General features: G+C 45.8%; 16 protein-coding genes. 4 read left to right on the plus strand and 12 right to left on the minus strand.

All coding sequences use genetic code 11. The annotated features are described in order from the left end of the window. The 4 genes from G9F75_RS15265 to G9F75_RS15280 all read right to left on the minus strand — a co-directional run bounded on the left by G9F75_RS15265 (position 1) and on the right by G9F75_RS15280 (position 4,190). Positions 1–1,131 (minus strand): sensor histidine kinase, encoded by a 1,131-nt coding sequence (locus tag G9F75_RS15265; protein WP_167409209.1) that lies wholly within the window; start codon positions 1,129–1,131, stop codon positions 1–3. A gap of 10 nt (positions 1,132–1,141) precedes the next feature. Then, positions 1,142–1,855 (minus strand): YjjG family noncanonical pyrimidine nucleotidase, encoded by a 714-nt coding sequence (locus tag G9F75_RS15270; RefSeq protein ID WP_021495325.1) that lies wholly within the window; start codon positions 1,853–1,855, stop codon positions 1,142–1,144. A 92-nt stretch (positions 1,856–1,947) separates the two neighbouring features. Beyond that, positions 1,948–3,333: an amino acid permease gene (locus G9F75_RS15275; protein WP_014416788.1), complete on the minus strand. Its 1,386-nt coding sequence runs from the start codon at positions 3,331–3,333 to the stop codon at positions 1,948–1,950. Positions 3,334–3,758: 425 nt separating this feature from the next. Next, positions 3,759–4,190, minus strand: coding sequence for a MarR family winged helix-turn-helix transcriptional regulator (locus G9F75_RS15280; protein WP_053285460.1), 432 nt, complete (start codon positions 4,188–4,190; stop codon positions 3,759–3,761). Positions 4,191–4,385: 195 nt separating this feature from the next. Here G9F75_RS15280 and G9F75_RS15285 point away from each other — a divergent pair, with 195 nt between their 5' ends. The 3 genes from G9F75_RS15285 to G9F75_RS15295 all read left to right on the plus strand — a co-directional run bounded on the left by G9F75_RS15285 (position 4,386) and on the right by G9F75_RS15295 (position 6,408). Further along, positions 4,386–4,790: a CidA/LrgA family holin-like protein gene (locus G9F75_RS15285; protein ID WP_003156751.1), complete on the plus strand. Its 405-nt coding sequence runs from the start codon at positions 4,386–4,388 to the stop codon at positions 4,788–4,790. Then, a complete protein-coding gene (locus G9F75_RS15290; protein ID WP_007408978.1) occupies positions 4,760–5,452 on the plus strand; it encodes an LrgB family protein in 693 nt (230 codons plus the stop codon). Before G9F75_RS15285 ends, G9F75_RS15290 begins: the two co-directional genes overlap by 31 nt. Before the next feature lie 110 nt (positions 5,453–5,562). Beyond that, positions 5,563–6,408, plus strand: a complete 846-nt coding sequence (locus G9F75_RS15295; protein WP_079890943.1) for an aldo/keto reductase — start codon at positions 5,563–5,565, stop codon at positions 6,406–6,408. Positions 6,409–6,460: 52 nt separating this feature from the next. On the opposite strand, the gene G9F75_RS15300 is transcribed toward G9F75_RS15295, so the two are convergent. Continuing rightward, positions 6,461–7,627, minus strand: coding sequence for a DUF4885 family protein (locus G9F75_RS15300; RefSeq protein ID WP_014416783.1), 1,167 nt, complete (start codon positions 7,625–7,627; stop codon positions 6,461–6,463). A 134-nt stretch (positions 7,628–7,761) separates the two neighbouring features. Between G9F75_RS15300 and G9F75_RS15305 the strand changes: the two genes are divergently transcribed. Further along, on the plus strand, positions 7,762–8,643 hold the full coding sequence (locus G9F75_RS15305) for a hypothetical protein (protein ID WP_094296342.1): 882 nt from the start codon (positions 7,762–7,764) through the stop codon (positions 8,641–8,643). A 76-nt stretch (positions 8,644–8,719) separates the two neighbouring features. Here G9F75_RS15305 and G9F75_RS15310 read toward each other — a convergent pair whose 3' ends face one another. The 7 genes from G9F75_RS15310 to rsiW form a co-directional block, all read right to left on the minus strand. Beyond that, positions 8,720–9,382, minus strand: a complete 663-nt coding sequence (locus G9F75_RS15310; protein WP_014416781.1) for an ABC-2 transporter permease — start codon at positions 9,380–9,382, stop codon at positions 8,720–8,722. Then, complete coding sequence (locus G9F75_RS15315; RefSeq protein ID WP_021495330.1) at positions 9,360–10,232, minus strand: ABC transporter ATP-binding protein; 873 nt, start codon at positions 10,230–10,232, stop codon at positions 9,360–9,362. Before G9F75_RS15315 ends, G9F75_RS15310 begins: the two co-directional genes overlap by 23 nt. Before the next feature lie 424 nt (positions 10,233–10,656). Then, positions 10,657–12,459 (minus strand): glutamine--fructose-6-phosphate transaminase (isomerizing), encoded by a 1,803-nt coding sequence (gene glmS / locus G9F75_RS15320; protein WP_003156758.1) that lies wholly within the window; start codon positions 12,457–12,459, stop codon positions 10,657–10,659. 431 nt (positions 12,460–12,890) lie between these two features. Further along, positions 12,891–14,237: a phosphoglucosamine mutase gene (glmM, locus tag G9F75_RS15325; protein WP_007408011.1), complete on the minus strand. Its 1,347-nt coding sequence runs from the start codon at positions 14,235–14,237 to the stop codon at positions 12,891–12,893. Between the two features lie 17 nt (positions 14,238–14,254). Next, the gene (gene cdaR, locus G9F75_RS15330; protein ID WP_021495334.1) at positions 14,255–15,694 is read right to left on the minus strand and encodes a CdaA regulatory protein CdaR; all 1,440 of its coding nucleotides are present in this window, start codon (positions 15,692–15,694) and stop codon (positions 14,255–14,257) included. Next, complete coding sequence (gene cdaA, locus G9F75_RS15335; protein ID WP_003156763.1) at positions 15,687–16,508, minus strand: diadenylate cyclase CdaA; 822 nt, start codon at positions 16,506–16,508, stop codon at positions 15,687–15,689. The genes cdaR and cdaA overlap by 8 nt, the downstream gene beginning before the upstream one ends. Before the next feature lie 164 nt (positions 16,509–16,672). Next, positions 16,673–17,299, minus strand: a complete 627-nt coding sequence (rsiW, locus tag G9F75_RS15340) for an anti-sigma-W factor RsiW (protein WP_003156765.1) — start codon at positions 17,297–17,299, stop codon at positions 16,673–16,675. Position 17,300: the final 1 nt, after the last annotated feature.

Here is a 17,300-nt window from a genome sequence, read left to right on the forward strand (position 1 = left end):
TTATTCCTCCTTGCATGGAATCCTTATTTTCACGTCAAAACCTGTTTCCTTCCCAGACGAGAAAACAGCCTCTCCGCCAAGTGCGGCTGCTCTTTTCTCAATTCCTTTCAGACCATTTGATTTTATGATCGTTCCGCAGGCTGAGCCGTTATTATGAATATGCGCCAATATCATGTTTCGGTTTTTTTGAATCCGGACAGAAACATATGAAGCATGTCCATGCTTTATCGCATTCGTAATCGTTTCCTGAACGGATTGATAAAGACAATGCTTCACATCCGGCTGTTCCGCTTCTATGGCCGCATCCATCTCCAGCTCGAAGCGTATGCCTCCCACCTCTTGAAAATGGCTGAAAATGTCACGAAGCTCTTGCTCAAATCCCCGCCCCGGCAAAGAGCCCTGCAGCAGCATAACGGCCTGGCGAAGCTTTAAAATGGATTCTTTCGTAAGATCATGCGCCTTATGAATGATCTGCTTCACTTTGTCCGGCTGATGCCCGGCTGTCTTCCCGGCAAATTCCAAATTCATTTTCAGAGCAGCCAGATAATGACCGAGAGAATCATGCAGCTCCTGCGCAATTCTTGTTCTTTCTTTCGTAACGGCCAGTTCCTCAATCCGGTCTGAATATTCCTTCAGTGTATCATTAGCGATCTTCAGCTCTCGGTTCAGCAATTCAACCTTCGACTTCTCCTGCAGGTTTTTCCGATATAAATAAATCACCGCAAACATGATGAAGTATGGCGGCACGATATCACTGACACCCGCTCCGCCGGCGTATAAAGCTGCGGCAAATGCGGCGGCATTCATCGTTAACAAAACAGCCGAAATCTGCTTATCAGTAATAAGCACCTCCGCCAATAAAAGCACCATTACGGCCTGTGTCCCCACACTATAGACATTGTACAAAAGAACTCCCGCGATAACGCTGCTCAGGAGAAAAGAGCCTTGATATATAGCCGGTCTTCTCTTCATATACAGCGGCCGCAGGCAGTCATTAGCCGTCAGCATCATCACGAGCACAGACAAAAAAACCTTCAGCTCCCCCCGGCCGGGAGGAAGCTGAAGAATCGCATGAAAGATTGATAGTAATGCAAAACCCCTGATCAGTAACTTCGTATGTGCAATCTTCATCGTATTCTCCTTACAAATGAGCGGCGGCTTTCCGCTCCACGTTCAGCACATCATACAGCTCATCAAGCGAATGAATCTCGTATGTCGGGATGATTCCGGACTCATTTGCTTTCTTTCCGGGATTAAACCAGCACGTATCAATTCCCGCCATCTGACCGCCTTTTATGTCCGCGCTCAGTGAATCGCCGATAATAAGTCCGCCCTCGGCAGAAAAACCGGGAATTCTCGCAAACACGTAATCAAAGTATTCCTTCATCGGCTTTTGAAAACCCGTGTCCTCAGATACAAACACATCTTTAAAGAACGGATACAGACCGGAGTCGCCCAGCCGCTTATATTGTGATCTTGAGACGCCGTTCGTCACGATGTATAAATCAAATAAAGGACTCAGCCGTTCAATCAGCTCATAAGCTCCGTCTATCATCTGGTGCCCTTCTTCTAAGTATTGGCGGTACGCCTGATTCAACAGCACGCCGTCGGCTTCGAGGCCGTATTCTTTAAACAAAAGGGCAAACCGTGTATTCACCACTTCATCGCGGGTCATTTCCCCCTCTTCAAACGCTTTCCACAGCCCCTGATTTAACGCTTTATAACGGGCTTCCACCTCTGCCGTCAGCTCCAGCTTTGAACCTTGAAACAATTTTTGAAGAGCATCGGTTTCTGAAGCGGTAAAATCCAGCAGCGTATTGTCTATATCAAATAATAACGTACGGTAATGACTCATCGATGTTTCCCCCGGTTCTGCTTTTTTTAACCAGTATACCACTCGCGGACAAGCCGAAAAAGACACCCCTGTAAGAGAGGTGTCTTTTTGAATTATACAGCGTCTTCTATTTTCGATTTTTCACCAGGCACGCGCTTGCCGATACCGAACGCATAATAGCTGACCGTCACAATCGCCAGGAAAATCACCCCGACAACCAAAGAAATCCGCGTATCTTTGTTAAACCACATGCCGATCAATACCATGAGTAAGAAAGCGATCGTCAAATAGTTTGTAAACGGCGCAAAAGGCATTTTAAACGGATGCTTATCAAGCTCAGCGCCCTTCGCTCTTCTGAAACCGAGATGGCTGATTAAAATGACGAACCACGGAATCATTCCCGGTAGCACACTCGCGCTGTACACATAGACAAAAACTTTCGGAGGCGCGATGTAGTTCAGCACGACACCGATCACAAGTCCGATTAATACCGCAAGCGTACCGAATATCGGCACACCGCTCGAAGAAACTTTCTTAAAGAATTTCGGGGCCTGTCCGTTCACGCCCAATGTATAAAGCATGCGTCCCGCACTGAATATCCCGCTGTTGCATCCGGACATCGCAGCGGTAATCACAACAAAGTTAATCAAACCGGCCGCCGCCGTAATCCCGACTTTCGCAAATGTCGAAACAAACGGACTGCCGAGTGAGTGAAGCTCATTCCACGGATATACGGTAACGATGACGAAAATCGCACCGATGTAGAAAATTAAAATCCGCCAAATAATACTCTGAATCGCGCTTCGCAGCGTTTTTTGCGGGTCCTTCGCTTCTCCTGCCGTAATCCCGATCAGCTCGACCCCTTGATAGGCCGCAACGACCAAAGACAAAGCAAAGAAAAATCCTGAAAAACCATTTGTAAAGAAACCGCCGTGCGACCATAAATTAGATAATCCGATCGCATGCCCTCCGTTACCGAAACCGAAGAAAATAATCCCGATTCCGGCCACAATCATCAGAATAATGGTGACGATTTTGATCATGGCAAACCAAAATTCAAACTCACCGAAAGATTTTACCGAAATTAAATTCGCCGCACCGAGAATGGCCATGGCGATAATGCCGGGAATCCATGCCGGCAGATCAGGAAACCAATATTTCATATACGAACCGACGGCGATAATTTCAGACATCCCGACGATCACCCATTGAAACCAGTTGCTCCACGCCGTCATATAGCCGGCTAACGGATGTATATACTTATGGCCGAATGTCGCAAACGACCCTGTACTCGGCTCTACATAGAGCATTTCGCCCATCGCACGCATGATAAAAAAGATAAAGATACCTGAGATCGCATAAGCCAGCAGGACAGACGGCCCGGTCCATCCGATCGTGCTGGATGACCCCATGAATAAACCGACACCGATCGTGCCGCCCAGCGCAATCATCTGTATATGACGCGCGCCTAAGCCTCTCTTTAATTCTTTGTTTGCCACTTCGCTTCCTCCTCTTAACAGCTCTGATATATGTGAAATAATGAAGCAGAAGGTGCACCTGTTGAACCTAACTCACTCTTCATTTCCCGCAATATTAGAAATATTCTAGCTTTCTATTGTTATATAATCTCCAATTTCCTTATTCCATCATAATAAATTTTCGTGGAAAATACAATTGTTTTTTTCAGGTAAACACCTTGCACCCTAAACCAACAGACTAAAAATAAAGCGCTTTCATTTTTATTGAATTATGAATATTGAGATAATAAATGCCGCAGCCTCCGAGAAACAGGATGTCCCTGGAGAAACATGTTCCGCCCCCTATTCAATATTATTTTTGCTAAGCAGAATGGCGTAAAGTCTTACTCTCTTCCATTCTCCCTTGTATACGCCATAATCCTGCTTAACCCGGCAAAAATCATGCATTAATCGATAAATGCCTCATTCAGCCGCAGCAAAAGCCGGCTGAACATTTCTTTTTCATCGCCTGACCAATCGTCAAGCATATGTCGGTATCGATCAAGACGCATCTTTTTATCAGCTTTTAACCTCTGTTTGCCAAGCTTCGTAATCGCAAACAGACTGACCCGCCCGTCAGAAGGATCGGAAAAACGCTGGATCAGCTCTTTCGACTCCAAGGCCGCGGCCTGGCGAGACAATGTGGAAATATCCAGCTTAAAAGATTCGGCTAATTCCTTTACACGCGCCGGTCCGAATTCATCCAGCTGCCGTAATAACAAATACGCAGCCCTTTCCAGATGTCCGATTTTACGGTCGGAGTTATCAAGATAAACAGCTCTCCTGATAAAAGTGGTGAGCTCATATTCAATTAATTCAATCGGATCTTGTTTTGACAACAGCCTCACTCCTTACAATTGACAACAGCAATATTAGTTGTATAATACAAACATATGCACATTTACTCAGAAAACATATAGAAAGATTTTGCATACATATATTTGTATAGTACAAATATATGCGCAAAAAGTAAAGAAACATATCGAAGCATCAAGAAAGGGGGAAGCTGCTCTTCTCCAAAGAACAGCATTGTCGTGAAAGTCATACGCATCATCTTGCAAATCATTATTTTATTCGCATTTTCCTTTATCGGGGGAGCCGTTCAGCAGTTCTTTCACCTGCCCATTCCCGGAAGTATCATCGGTTTGATCCTGCTGATCATATGTTTATCGGTTAAGATCATTCCCGTCAAAATGATTGAAGACGGAGCCGGATTTTTGCTGTCTTTTCTTCCGCTGTTATTCATTCCGGCCATGACGGGCGTCATCAATTACCCGTCACTGTTTTCCGCCAGCGGGGCTGCTCTGTTTCTGATCATCGTGCTGAGCACCATCGTCACAATGATCGCCGCAGGGTACGCCAGCCAGCTGTTAGAGCACAAAGCCAATCAGAGAAAGGAGAAAAAGAAGTGCAGCAAGCATGTATCGCAATCCTTATAATTTTGTTCACGGCCGCCGCCTATCTGGCTATGGTGAAATTATATGTGCGCTTTCCATATCCCTTTCTCATACCGGTTTTGACGACTACGATTTTCATTATCGCCGTGCTGCTTGTTTTTCATATTTCGTATAAAGACTATATGATCGGCGGACAATGGATCAATTCACTGCTCGGCCCCGCCGTGGTGGCTTTGGCATACCCGCTTTATAAGCAGCGCCGGGTGTTAATCAAGTATATGTTTCCGATCATCGGCGGCGTGTTGGCCGGTTTATTCTCCGGAATGGTCAGCGGCCTGCTATTTGCAGAGCTGTTCGGCATCAGCCGGAGTTTGATTTTGTCGATTATCCCAAAATCAATTACGACGCCTGTCGCCATACAGATTGCGTCCGGTATCGGCGGTGTCCCTTCCATGACAGTCGTGTTCGTCATGATCGCAGGGTTTTCCGGCGTTATCTTAGGACCGCTGCTTCTCAAGTGGATCCGCATCCGCAGCTCACTCGGGAAAGGAATTGCATTCGGGAGCGCTTCCCATGCGCTCGGCACCTCAAAAGCAATGGAGTACGGAGAATTAACGGTCTCCATGAGTTCTGTTTCCATGACGCTCTGCGCCGTGTTAGGGTCGGTCTTCGGCCCCGTCGTAGCATGGATGTTTCAAATTTAAAGCTGACGGTTCTCCGTCAGCTTTTTTCATGTGCGGATCATCTCATTTCCTTCCATTATTATGTTTCATTTGTAAGAATAATGGTAAAGTAGAAAACAAGGAGGGATTTAATGATGACTGGGACAATTCCGCAAAAGAAACTGCTGGATGGGACAAGCATTCCCGCGATCGGCTTCGGTACATACGCTCTTAATGGAAACAATGGCGTTCATGCCATTACCAGCGCCATTGATATCGGCTACCGTCTGATTGACACCGCTTATAACTATGAAAATGAAGGGACGGTCGGAGAAGCCATCCGCAGAAGCTCTGTTCCGAGAGAACAGCTATACGTGACGTCCAAGCTGCCCGGACGCTACCATGACTATGACAAAGCTGTACAAACCATCCAAGAATCTTTATACCGCGCCGGTCTGGACTACTATGACCTGTATCTCGTCCATTGGCCGAATCCGAAACAAGACCGCTACACGGAAGCATGGCAGGCACTGATTGATGCGAAAAAATGGGGCCTGATCCGATCCATCGGCGTCTGCAATTTCCTGCCTGAGCATATCGAACGGCTCGAACGTGAAACCGGCGTAAAGCCAGGCATCAACCAAATTGAACTGCATCCCGCTTTTAATCAGCAGCAGCAGCGCCAATGGCACGAAGAACAGGGCATCGTGACAGAATCATGGAGTCCGTTATCCCGCGCCGGTGAAGTATTGAACGATCAAAAACTCGGACAGATTGCGGACAAATACGGCAAAACCATTTCTCAAGTCATTTTACGCTGGCATATCCAGCTGGGCGCCATCCCGATTCCAAAATCAGCATCGCCCGAGCGCCAGCTTGAAAACATCTCCGTTTTTGATTTCTCTCTTGATGAAAACGACATGAACATCATCGACTCGCTTACCCGCCCCGACGGACGCATAAACGGCCAAGACCCGGCGGAGTATGAGGAGTTTTAAGAAAACACATAAAGAAAAGCTGACGGCATCATTCGTCAGCTTTTTTCTCAATTTATATACGCACACCCAGCTCCCGTTTCCATTCAGAAAGCCAACCTGTATCCCCAGATCCGTATTGCCTGCTTTGACCGACATCACGCAGAGATCCGTTTTTATACTCAATGGACAGCACCAAATCAGGAATGGTATCATAACCCGTTCTCGCAAGCTTCGTGAGCCCCTGTCCGTAATGGGCGGCCGCTTCTGCCGCCGTATGCTTCAACAAAGGATCGAGCTGCAGCGCTTCCTTATAGACGTCTAAAAGGTCACGGCCGTCTTCTGTGACATACTTTCCGTCCACGATCTGCAAGTCTTTCAGATGATAGCCGGTCACCTCATACATTTCCCGAACGACTTGATATTTCTCATATGTTTCCGGCGTAAACTGCGAGGAGTCATCACTCCGGCTGCGAATGATGTGCGCAAACAGCTCTTTGCTGTTTTCCCCGGAGTTTAAGACGGCTTCAATCTGCTGAGTGAGCTCTTTATCGTCAGTCCCGCTCACTTTTAACAGATAATCAATCGGTGATATCGTAAATGTAAGATTCGCACCCTCCGGAATCTGAATATGATTCCGATGAAAAAGCATATCAATCTGCTGATTCACCTGCGCCCGCTGAAACACCCTTTCATTTTCGACTTGAATCTCTCCGTTGAGCGTTTCACCCCGAAACGCCGCATCACGGAAATCATAGCTCTGGGCTTTTCCCTTAAACAGCCATTCCGTTTCGTTATGATAAGCGGCCTGACGCTCTGATTCTGATAAATCACTCCTGAAATAAGGTGAATCGGCACGCTGGTATTTGTCCTTAATATAACGCAAAGGATCTGATTTTCGTTTATTGATTTCATTGATACGGCTGTATTTCTCATCAAGAATCTTGCTCGCAATATCACTCTCAGACTCATACGGATTATCAGCGTCTATTACCGTCTCATTCCCATTATCCGTAATCGTTTTCTGATTTGCAGATTGATATAAACGGGACAGGCTGCTCCCTTTCTCAGTGACACCGCTCCTTGAATAATTCATCTGGCTCAGATCGCGGGTCCCGCTTGCCTGAATCAATAAGCTGTCCGGCCCTTTTGCCGCATCTTTCCCATTTGTTTTGGAAGAATACCGCTGAAGCACTTGCTGAGCCATTACTTGATTTTTTATATAACGAGCGTTTAGGCGCATGTTTTTAACCTCCGCTTGAGATGATGTTCTAGTGTTTGTATCGGCTGTTTCCCAGTTGATTTTAACCTAAAATAACAAATGTTTACATCATGAGGGTTTTTATGTATGATGTAGTCAAAAAGGGGGATTTTTCCATGAAAAAGTATGTTTCTATGCTATTTGTCAGTGCAATCGTATTATCAGGCGTATTGATTGCACCTTCAGCCTCAGCCTCTGCGTCTCAAAAGAACTCATCACAAATAAGCGCTATTACAGGAAATCACTCATTTGAAACTGCCAATCCAGTAGGCTACTGGAAATATAAAAATATTGATACTGCCATATTGCCGGAAGGGGAAAAAGAATCGTACTTCACTTTCACGGCAAATAAGGGAGAAAGACTCTATGTCAGGAGCTCAACAAGAAGTGAATACAAGGGAATGAGCATTGAAATTTATAATAAAAACAAAGTGCTGATCAGTAAAGGCACAGAAGTGATAAACCCTGATACGCCGCTTCCTTTTATCTATGCCATTACAGATGCGAAAGAAAACAACGAGACGTTCTACGTGAAAGTGTCCCGCGGCTCATACACTGACGATATATACTTTACACTCTCCATTTACGATCGAATCAAAACCGGAAGCGAGACCTTCTCATTCAGCGGCACGGCTGAAAATAAAGGAAATACAAGCCTCAGTTCGAATGGATCAGATTCAACTGTTCTCAGGCTCGACTTAACCAAACAAACAAGCATTCCAAAAGACGCCATAGTGAAAAGAATCAGTACCGCCGCGACTCAAACACCAAGCCAAGGAAACACAAGACACTGCATAATGTCTGAAGAAAATAAAGTGTGGCACCACGCACTCGCAAACAGCTCCACTCAAGGAAATTACGGTATCACACTGGATGATAACCTCTCAGTCTCAAGCATCTGGAATTTTAAATACAACACACTCGCAACAGCAAAATCGACTATGAAAAATGTAAAATTGAAGATTGATTATGAGTACGATGTGACAACGCAGTTTTAATTAGAAGAACAGCCGCCCATTATGCGGGCGGCTGTCTGCTTGAAGTTTAAGTGAATTTATGAGCCCGTTCCTTGCCTTATCCTGTTGTAAATTCTTTTTTATGATAGATAGCCGCAGCAATGAAAAATGAAATGATATATAAGATAACGCCGATCATGAGATATATAATCGGAACATATAAAGAAGGATTTATGTGCAAAAATGACAGCGGTACTTGTTCTGCTGCATACCCAACGACACTTTGCAATCCAAAGGTAGCAAAAAGTCCCCCCATTGCACCTCCAATCACGATAGCATCGGATTTTTCCGGGCCTATCATGTAGAGAAGAGGATAAACGATTGCACCGGCAAAGAGAACGATGAACGTTCCAAAAGAGACAATATTCAATATGCCGTCAATTGGTTCATCAGAACCCAGGCTGTATACAAGGAAAATACCATAAGATATTACAGCTCCGATCACAACAATCAAAAGATAAAAGACATAGTGACTTTGAACAATATTTGTTCTGCTGACCGGTAAAGTCAGGACATACCTGTCATAGCCAGACTTGCTCTCATACTTTATAACCTCAAGTGCGGGCATGACGACAAACAAAATAATCAGCATAGCAACAAAACGATGCATTGAAGCATCCCCAAAATAAAAAATGACTGCTGATACCAATATGGCCAACCCTGTGTATGCAAAGAAACTCCGATAAACCAAGTAATAGTTAGTCAGTAACAGACCTCTCAATGTTTTCACTCCTCGTTAAAAAGACGCTGATTTCTTCTATGGAAATGGTGTTGGCCGTTACGCCATTCGGCAATTTCTGTTGATCCGATACAAGCACACTCCAATAAGATCCATGATTCCTTTTTGCTAGAACGATATCTTCGTCAAGCTCAGCCAATTGGCCTTCATCAACGTCTATAACAGTATAGCTTTCAAGAACCTTGTCTTTCTCTTCATTTAATAAAATTTCGCCATCTTTCATCATAATGATATGGCTGGCTATCTTCTCGACATCAGTCATAATGTGCGATGAAAGTAAAATACCGCCGTTGCTTTTACTCACAAAGCTTTTTAATTCATTTAACAGAGCATCTCTTGAAGAGGGATCAAGCCCTCCCGTTGCTTCATCCAGGAGTAATAATTTTGCATTATGCGACAAAGCAACAGCTACTGATAACTTCATTGACATGCCGCGCGAGAATGTATTCACTTTTTTGTCCATAGGTAAAGAGAAAGAATGAACCAACCGATAAAAATTGTCTTGGTCCCAAGCACCGAATAGTTTTTTAAATACATGATTCAGCTGTTTTATCGTAAGATGCGCGGGCAAATTCATCGCATCAAATACGACCCCTATATCTTCTTTGAACTTTATATGTTTATCCAGATTCTCTTTACCAAAGATTTTCACTTTACCTCTATCCTGAGAGATTAACCCTAATATCGTTTTAAATGTTGTTGATTTGCCTGCGCCGTTATCACCGATAAAACCGACAATGGATCCGGCAGGCACATTGAATGTGACATCCTTTAAAACAACTTTATGACCAAAAGATTTGCTGATGTTTCTGATTTCTAAAAGGTTTGACATCATTCCACTCCTATCATTGTTGTCAGGACTTTTTTAAGAATTGAACCGGATTATTCAAAAAATGTTGTTATTTTCATATCTAGTCGAGGTATTCATAATGGATCAGGAGTCGGCAAATACAACAGGGATTTTAAGGTCTTTTTTAATCATAATTTGGATGTGTAATCGATTGATCACGGTTATATAATGGAATATTCATGATGAAAATTGCTGGAGGTGATTACTTTCCGATGAGGCATGCACAAAAACGATTTACCAATGATTACATTTATGGATATTAACTGGAATGCATCTCGTATTATAAGGCAGGTGTTAATCCTTTTCAATATATAAAAGGGGATTTCTTTACAATCGCAAAGAGTATGTATTTCTAATTTCTGCATTAAAAAACCCCTCTGGCTAATAACCAAAGGGGTTAAATATATTATTCCACCGTAACACTCTTCGCAAGGTTGCGCGGTTTATCAACGTCACAGCCGCGGTGCAGTGCAGCGTAGTAAGCGATCAGCTGCAATGGCACAACAGATACCAGCGGAGCAAGCGCAGGGTTGACTTCCGGCAGGATGAATCTGTCGTCTGCGTCTTCTAAGCCTTTCAGCGAGATGATGCAAGTGTTGGCGCCGCGGGCTGCGACTTCCTTCACATTTCCGCGGATGCTCAGGTTGACGTGTTCTTGTGTCGCCAGTGCAAAGACCGGTGTTCCTTCTTCAATCAGAGCGATTGTTCCGTGCTTCAGCTCGCCGCCGGCGAAGCCTTCCGCCTGGATGTAAGAAATCTCTTTCAGCTTCAGGGCGCCTTCGACACACACGAAGTAGTCAAGGCCGCGGCCGATGAAGAAAGCGTTTCTTGAAACAGTCAGGTACTCACGCGCAATCATTTCCATTTCGTCCTTCTGGTCGCAGAGGGCTTCCATGGCGTTTGCCGCGATACCTAATTCTTTGACCAAATCAAAACCGATATCAACGCCGTTGCGTTCTGCTGCAACGGACGCAAGGATCGCGAGGACGGCAATCTGAGCCGTATACGCTTTTGTTGATGCAACCGCGATCTCAGGGCCTGCGTGCAGAAGCAATGTGTAATCCGCTTCACGGGAAAGCGTTGATCCCGGAACGTTTGTAATCGTCAGCGCTTTGTGACCCAGCGCTTTGACTTGAACAAGCACGGCGCGGCTGTCCGCTGTTTCTCCGCTTTGAGAAAGGAAGATAAAGAGCGGCTTCTTAGACAGAAGCGGCATGTTGTAAGAGAATTCACTCGCTACATGCACTTCAACCGGTACGTTTGCCCACATTTCAATATATTGTTTCCCGACAAGACCGGCATGGTAGCTCGTTCCGCAAGCCACGATATAAATGCGGTCCGCTTCCGCCACGGCGTCAGCGACATCGCCGGCCACGGCCAGTCTGCCGTTTTCGTCCTGATACGTTTGGATGATTTTGCGCATAACAAGCGGCTGCTCATCCGTTTCTTTTAACATGTAGTGAGGGTATGTGCCTTTTTCGATATCACTGGCGTCAAGCTCAGCGATATAAGATGCACGTGTCATGACTTCACCGTCAAGGTTTTTAATCACGGCTTCGTCTTTTGTCACGATCACCATTTCTTTGTCCAAAAGCTCAACGTATTCATTCGTTACTTGAAGCATAGCCATCGCGTCAGATGCCACGACGTTAAACGTATCTCCAAGGCCGATTAACAGAGGGCTTTTGTTTTTTGCAACGTAAATGGTGTCTGTGTTTTCACCGTCAAATAATGCAATTGCGTAAGAGCCTTTTAACAGAGTCAGTGTTTTGCGGAACGCTTCTTCTGTACTAAGTCCTCCCGCCACAAATTGCTCGATCATTTGAACGACTACTTCAGTGTCCGTGTCGCTTTTCAGTTCAACGTTTTCAAGATATTCGCGCTTCAGCTGAACATAGTTCTCGATCACACCGTTGTGAACAAGTGTAAAGCGGCCGAGTGCGCTTTGATGCGGGTGAGCGTTCAGGAAGCTTGGTTCGCCGTGAGTCGCCCAGCGTGTATGGCCGATTCCCGCTTGAGATTCAACCGTGTGATCCACCACTTCACGAAGGTCGGCGATGCGGCCTTTTTCTTTGTACACATGCACGCCCTGCTCATTCGCCACAGCGATACCGGCAGAGTCATAGCCGCGGTACTCAAGCTTCTCTAATCCTTTTAACAAAATCTCTTTCGCATCAAGCTGACCGATATAACCTACAATTCCACACATATTTTCTTCCTCCTAAAGGTGCAAAAGGAGACGAAGAAAGTCAAATTACAAGGGGACTTTCAATCGTCCCCTCCCACATGTTTTTTTGGAAGATCATGTGATTTCCCTTTGTTCGGAGAGTCGCCCCTCCGGTTTGAAGAAATCCTTACGGCTGTGATCTAAATGAATCAGCCGGGAGGCATCCGCCGAAAATTCGATAACCTCCATCCTCGTCAACTAAGCCGTTTTTCGGGCGCTTAGTTCGGGCGCTGTAATTATAAAAGATGCAAACAATCCCGCCTTTCCTGCAAGTGAAAAACAAAGGCTGAACAAGCTTGATTTTACAGCATGTGCCAAGGACGGTCAATTATTTTTTGCCGCCCCGGCATCATGTTTACTATCATTTTATGCTGATCGCACTTGTTTTGTTCGCTCTCTGTTTATAAACTTCGCTACTCCGCTCCCATTTCTGTCCGCACGACATCCACGATTTTTGTGACATATTCGTCACAAAGCTCTTTTGTTCTCGCTTCGGCCATCACGCGGACGAGCGGTTCGGTGCCTGACGGGCGCACTAAAATCCGGCCGTCTCCGTTCATTTCTTTTTCCACTTCAGAAATAACGGCCTTCACCTTAGCGTTTTCTTCTACCTTATATTTATCCGTCACTTTCACATTCACTAAGAGCTGCGGGAATTTTTTCATTTCATCCGCAAGTTCTGAAAGGGTTTTGCCGGACGCCTTCAGCGTATTTACAAGCATGATCGCGGACAAGAGACCGTCGCCGGTAGTGTTGTAATCAAGGAAAATAAGGTGCCCTGACTGCTCGCCGCCGACATTATAGCCGTCTTTTTTCATCGCTTCTACGACATAGCGGTCGCCGACTGCCGTTTGAACGCTTTTGATTTCTTCTTTTTCAAGCGCTTTGTAGAAACCGAGGTTGCTCATCACGGTCGATACGACGGTATCATCCTTCAGACGGCCTTCTGATTTCAAATACTTCGCGCATATGTACATGATTTGATCACCGTCGACGATGTTTCCTTTTTCATCAACGGCAATGAGGCGGTCGCCGTCTCCGTCAAACGCAAGGCCGATATCGGCGTTTTTTTCTTTGACGAAAGCACTCAGCGCTTCCGGGTGAGTAGAACCGACGCCATCATTAATGTTTAATCCGTTCGGAGACGTCCCCATTGTAGATACGTCAGCATCGAGATCGGCAAAAAGGTGCGTCGCAATGGAAGATGTCGCACCATGGGCGCAGTCAAGCGCTACATGAATGCCTGTGAAATCTTCGTCCGCCGTCTGCTTTAAAAATTGCAGATACTTTTGAACGCCTTCAAAATAATCGTTCACAAGCCCGAGGTCCGCGCCTGTCGGTCTCGGCAGCTTATCTTCCGGTTCATCCATAAGACGTTCAATCTCGGCCTCCTGCTCATCAGAAAGCTTAAAGCCGTCCCCTCCGAAAAATTTAATCCCGTTATCCTGTACGGGGTTGTGAGAAGCGGAGATCATGACGCCCGCCTCAGCATCCATGGCTTTCGTTAAATAGGATACCCCTGGCGTAGAAATAACGCCGAGGCGCATCACTTCAGCTCCGATCGATAAAAGTCCGGCGACAAGGGCTCCCTCCAGCATATGTCCGGAGATACGTGTATCACGGCCGATCAGCACTTTCGGGCGCTGCTTATCTTTGGTCAGGACATAACCGCCAAAACGCCCAACTTTAAAGGCCAGCTCTGGCGTAAGCTCGCTGTTGGCAACACCTCTTACACCATCTGTTCCAAAATACTTGCCCATTTTGTATCGCTCCTTTTTCATTCTGTTGAAGAAGAATCAGCACTTGATCCGTCTTCATCCTGGTCTTGATTTTGATCCTGGTTTTGACTTTTATTCTGATCGCTGTCAGTGTCGTCTTCCCGGTTCTTGTTCTTGTCTTTGTCTGCGTCTCCGCTTGTGCCGTTCTTATTGCCGGAATCAGCGGAACCGCCGTTATTTTTATTTGAACTTGTGTTTTTCTTAGAAGTCAGCTTGATCTTAACCGTGTCTTTTGACAGGGACCATGTGACGTTTTGCGGGCCGTTTACTTCAAGCTTTACAGAGTGCTCTCCGTCATCCAAGTCCGAGACATTGGCATACAGTTCAATGTCCGACTTTTTCAGCGCCTTAATGTTGGCGGGAGAGCCTTTGGCCGTAATATTTATCGCCTGCGATTCAGGATCGAGAAACTCAATCTGCTGTGAGCCTCCCAGTCCGACCGTCTTGATTCCGACATTGTCAAAATCCTTTTTGTCTTCACTGTCCACTTTAACATGAAGCGTGATTTTTTCCGGTGATACCTTGGTGACACCCTTAGGAAGCGGGATATCGGCATTGATATCGGTATCTTTATCAATTTTGCCTAAATCAAGAGATACGCCGTCAATAAATTCCAGTGAATCCAGCACATCCTGCGGGCCGTAAACCGTCACCTCACTCGGATTCGAGTCAATGCTCGCAACGCTCACCCCGTCCGGAAGACTTCCCTTCCTTTCGATTTTGAAAGGAAGCTTTTTGCTCGGACTGGCTACGGGAACTGTCACTTTAATGACTGACGGTTCAACATCAACAGGAAGTGCGTTGCCGTCTTTGTCATAGACGGTCACCTTCACTTCCTTTTCAATGGTCTCATTTGCATTTTCAAGGTTCACGGATGCTTTGACAAGTGAAATGTTATCAATCACATTTTTCGAACCTGTAATCTGCACGTTTTTCGGGCTGATAATCGGCTGCTGAGGGGTGTATCCCTTTTTCATTTTGCTTTTATTGTAGTATTCAACTTCCACGGGAAAACTCTCAGCCGTTTTTTCCTGAATCGTAACCGTCGTGACTGACGGGTTAATGGAGATCGTCAGTCCGTCCGATACGTTTTTCGCCTTCAATTCGACCTTATGAGTCCCGGTCTTCAGCTTATTCATATCGGCGTATATCTCAAAATTCTTCGTCTGTCTCGCCTTTTTCACCGCGCTTGTCGAGCCTTTAATCGTGACATTTACGGTCTGGGGCACGCCGGTGACGACATAGTTCGCTTCATCATAGTATGCTTTTACAGGAATATCAGTAAGCGTAGCCTCGTCAGTCGTTGATGTCGGAAAAAAGGATTCCCCCGGCTTTTTCGGAGTCGGCGCCTGGTTGTTGTTAACCGCAACGTAAAGCAGCAGCGCAAAGAGCAATGCAATGATCTTTACAGCCCAGCGGTTGTTTAAGAATTTATCCATTTTTCTTGCCCCTCCAGTACCAGCGGTTAGAAGAAGTATCTCTGGCGTTCTTCTTAAACTCGGCTTCAAGCATTTCTTTCAGTGCTTCTTCCGTCAATTCTCTGTGAAGGTCTCCGTTTTTGGCCACACTGATGGCGCCCGTCTCTTCAGATACAATAATGGTTAAGCTGTCCGTCACTTCACTGATGCCGACAGCCGCTCTGTGACGCGTCCCCAGCTCCTTTGAAATAAACGGGCTTTCAGAAAGCGGCAGATAACAGGCAGCCGCCGCAATCTCGTTATTTTTCATAATGACCGCTCCATCATGCAGCGGTGTATTCGGGATGAAGATATTAATCAAAAGCTCCGAGCTGACCTGCGCATTAAGCGGGATGCCCGTCTCAATATAATCGCCCATTCCCGTATCGCGCTCAATCGCGATGAGTGCGCCGATACGGCGTTTTGCCATGTAGCTGATCGATTTTGTAATCGCTTCAATTGTCTTATGCTGCGCTTCCTCCACGGGGGTCCCGCTCCTGGAAAAGAACCGGCCCCGTCCGAGCTGTTCAAGCGCCCGTCTCAGCTCAGGCTGGAATATAATGATGATCGCTAAAAATCCCCATGTTATCGCTTGGTCCATCAGCCACTGAAGCGTGCTGAGTCCCAAATATGAACTGGCCATCCGGACCAATACGATGACGACGATTCCTTTTAAAAGCTGAACCGCCTTCGTCCCGCGTATGACCATGATTAATTTATATATCACATACCAAACAAGGAGAATATCAACGGCATTGCCGAGGTATTGCAAAAATGGGATGTCCTCAAAAGCCATTTCCTCGTCCTCCAAGAATTCAGTCATTTCGTTTTTCTGTTATGAATTGTGCTGCATGAGCAATATGTACATCATATAGCGTGCTCATTATACCACATTTTGATTTCTCAAGTGAAATGAGCCAGCGCGGCGATGCACAAAAAAGAGTAAAGCGATTATACGCTTTACTCATCTTCATTCGGGTCCAAAGCGCTCACGACGCCCTGGCCCGCCGATTTCAGTTCGTACCAGACCCAGTCAAACAATTGGTTAATCTCTTCAATCTGCCCGGTGACTTGTCCGGCTGAGGCCATGTATTTTTCTCCGTTGACGACGGTCACATTGCCGTCGACTTTTCCTTCAATGAACAGCTTGCCGTTTTTTACTGTGACATCGCCCTTTACGGTCTCGCCTTCAGGGACGGTGACCGTGTGATTCTGCACGACAAGGTTCGGCTGTTTGGACACACTGAAATTGTGGTCATTATGCCAGCTGTTGAAAAAACCGCCGCCCATTAAAATCACAAAAACCGCTGCGGCTGCAATCATCGGATGAGTTTTGATCCATCGTTTTACAGAAGCGCGTTTTTTCTCTTTTGGAAGATTCGCCATAACTTTGGCAGTAAAATCAGCAGGGGCCGTGACATGCGATGTGCTTCGGACGAGTGCTACGGATTTCTCCATTTCATGAAAATGCCGTTTGCAATTCCCGCATGACTGCAAATGTTGTTTTAATACGTTTTCATCTTCAGGAAGGATATCTCCATCAAGATGCTTATGCATAAGCTGCACGATCTGTTCAGGACAGCTCATT

Source organism: Bacillus sp. EKM208B, assembly GCF_011800725.1.
Classification (GTDB): Bacteria; Bacillota; Bacilli; order Bacillales; family Bacillaceae; genus Bacillus; species Bacillus velezensis.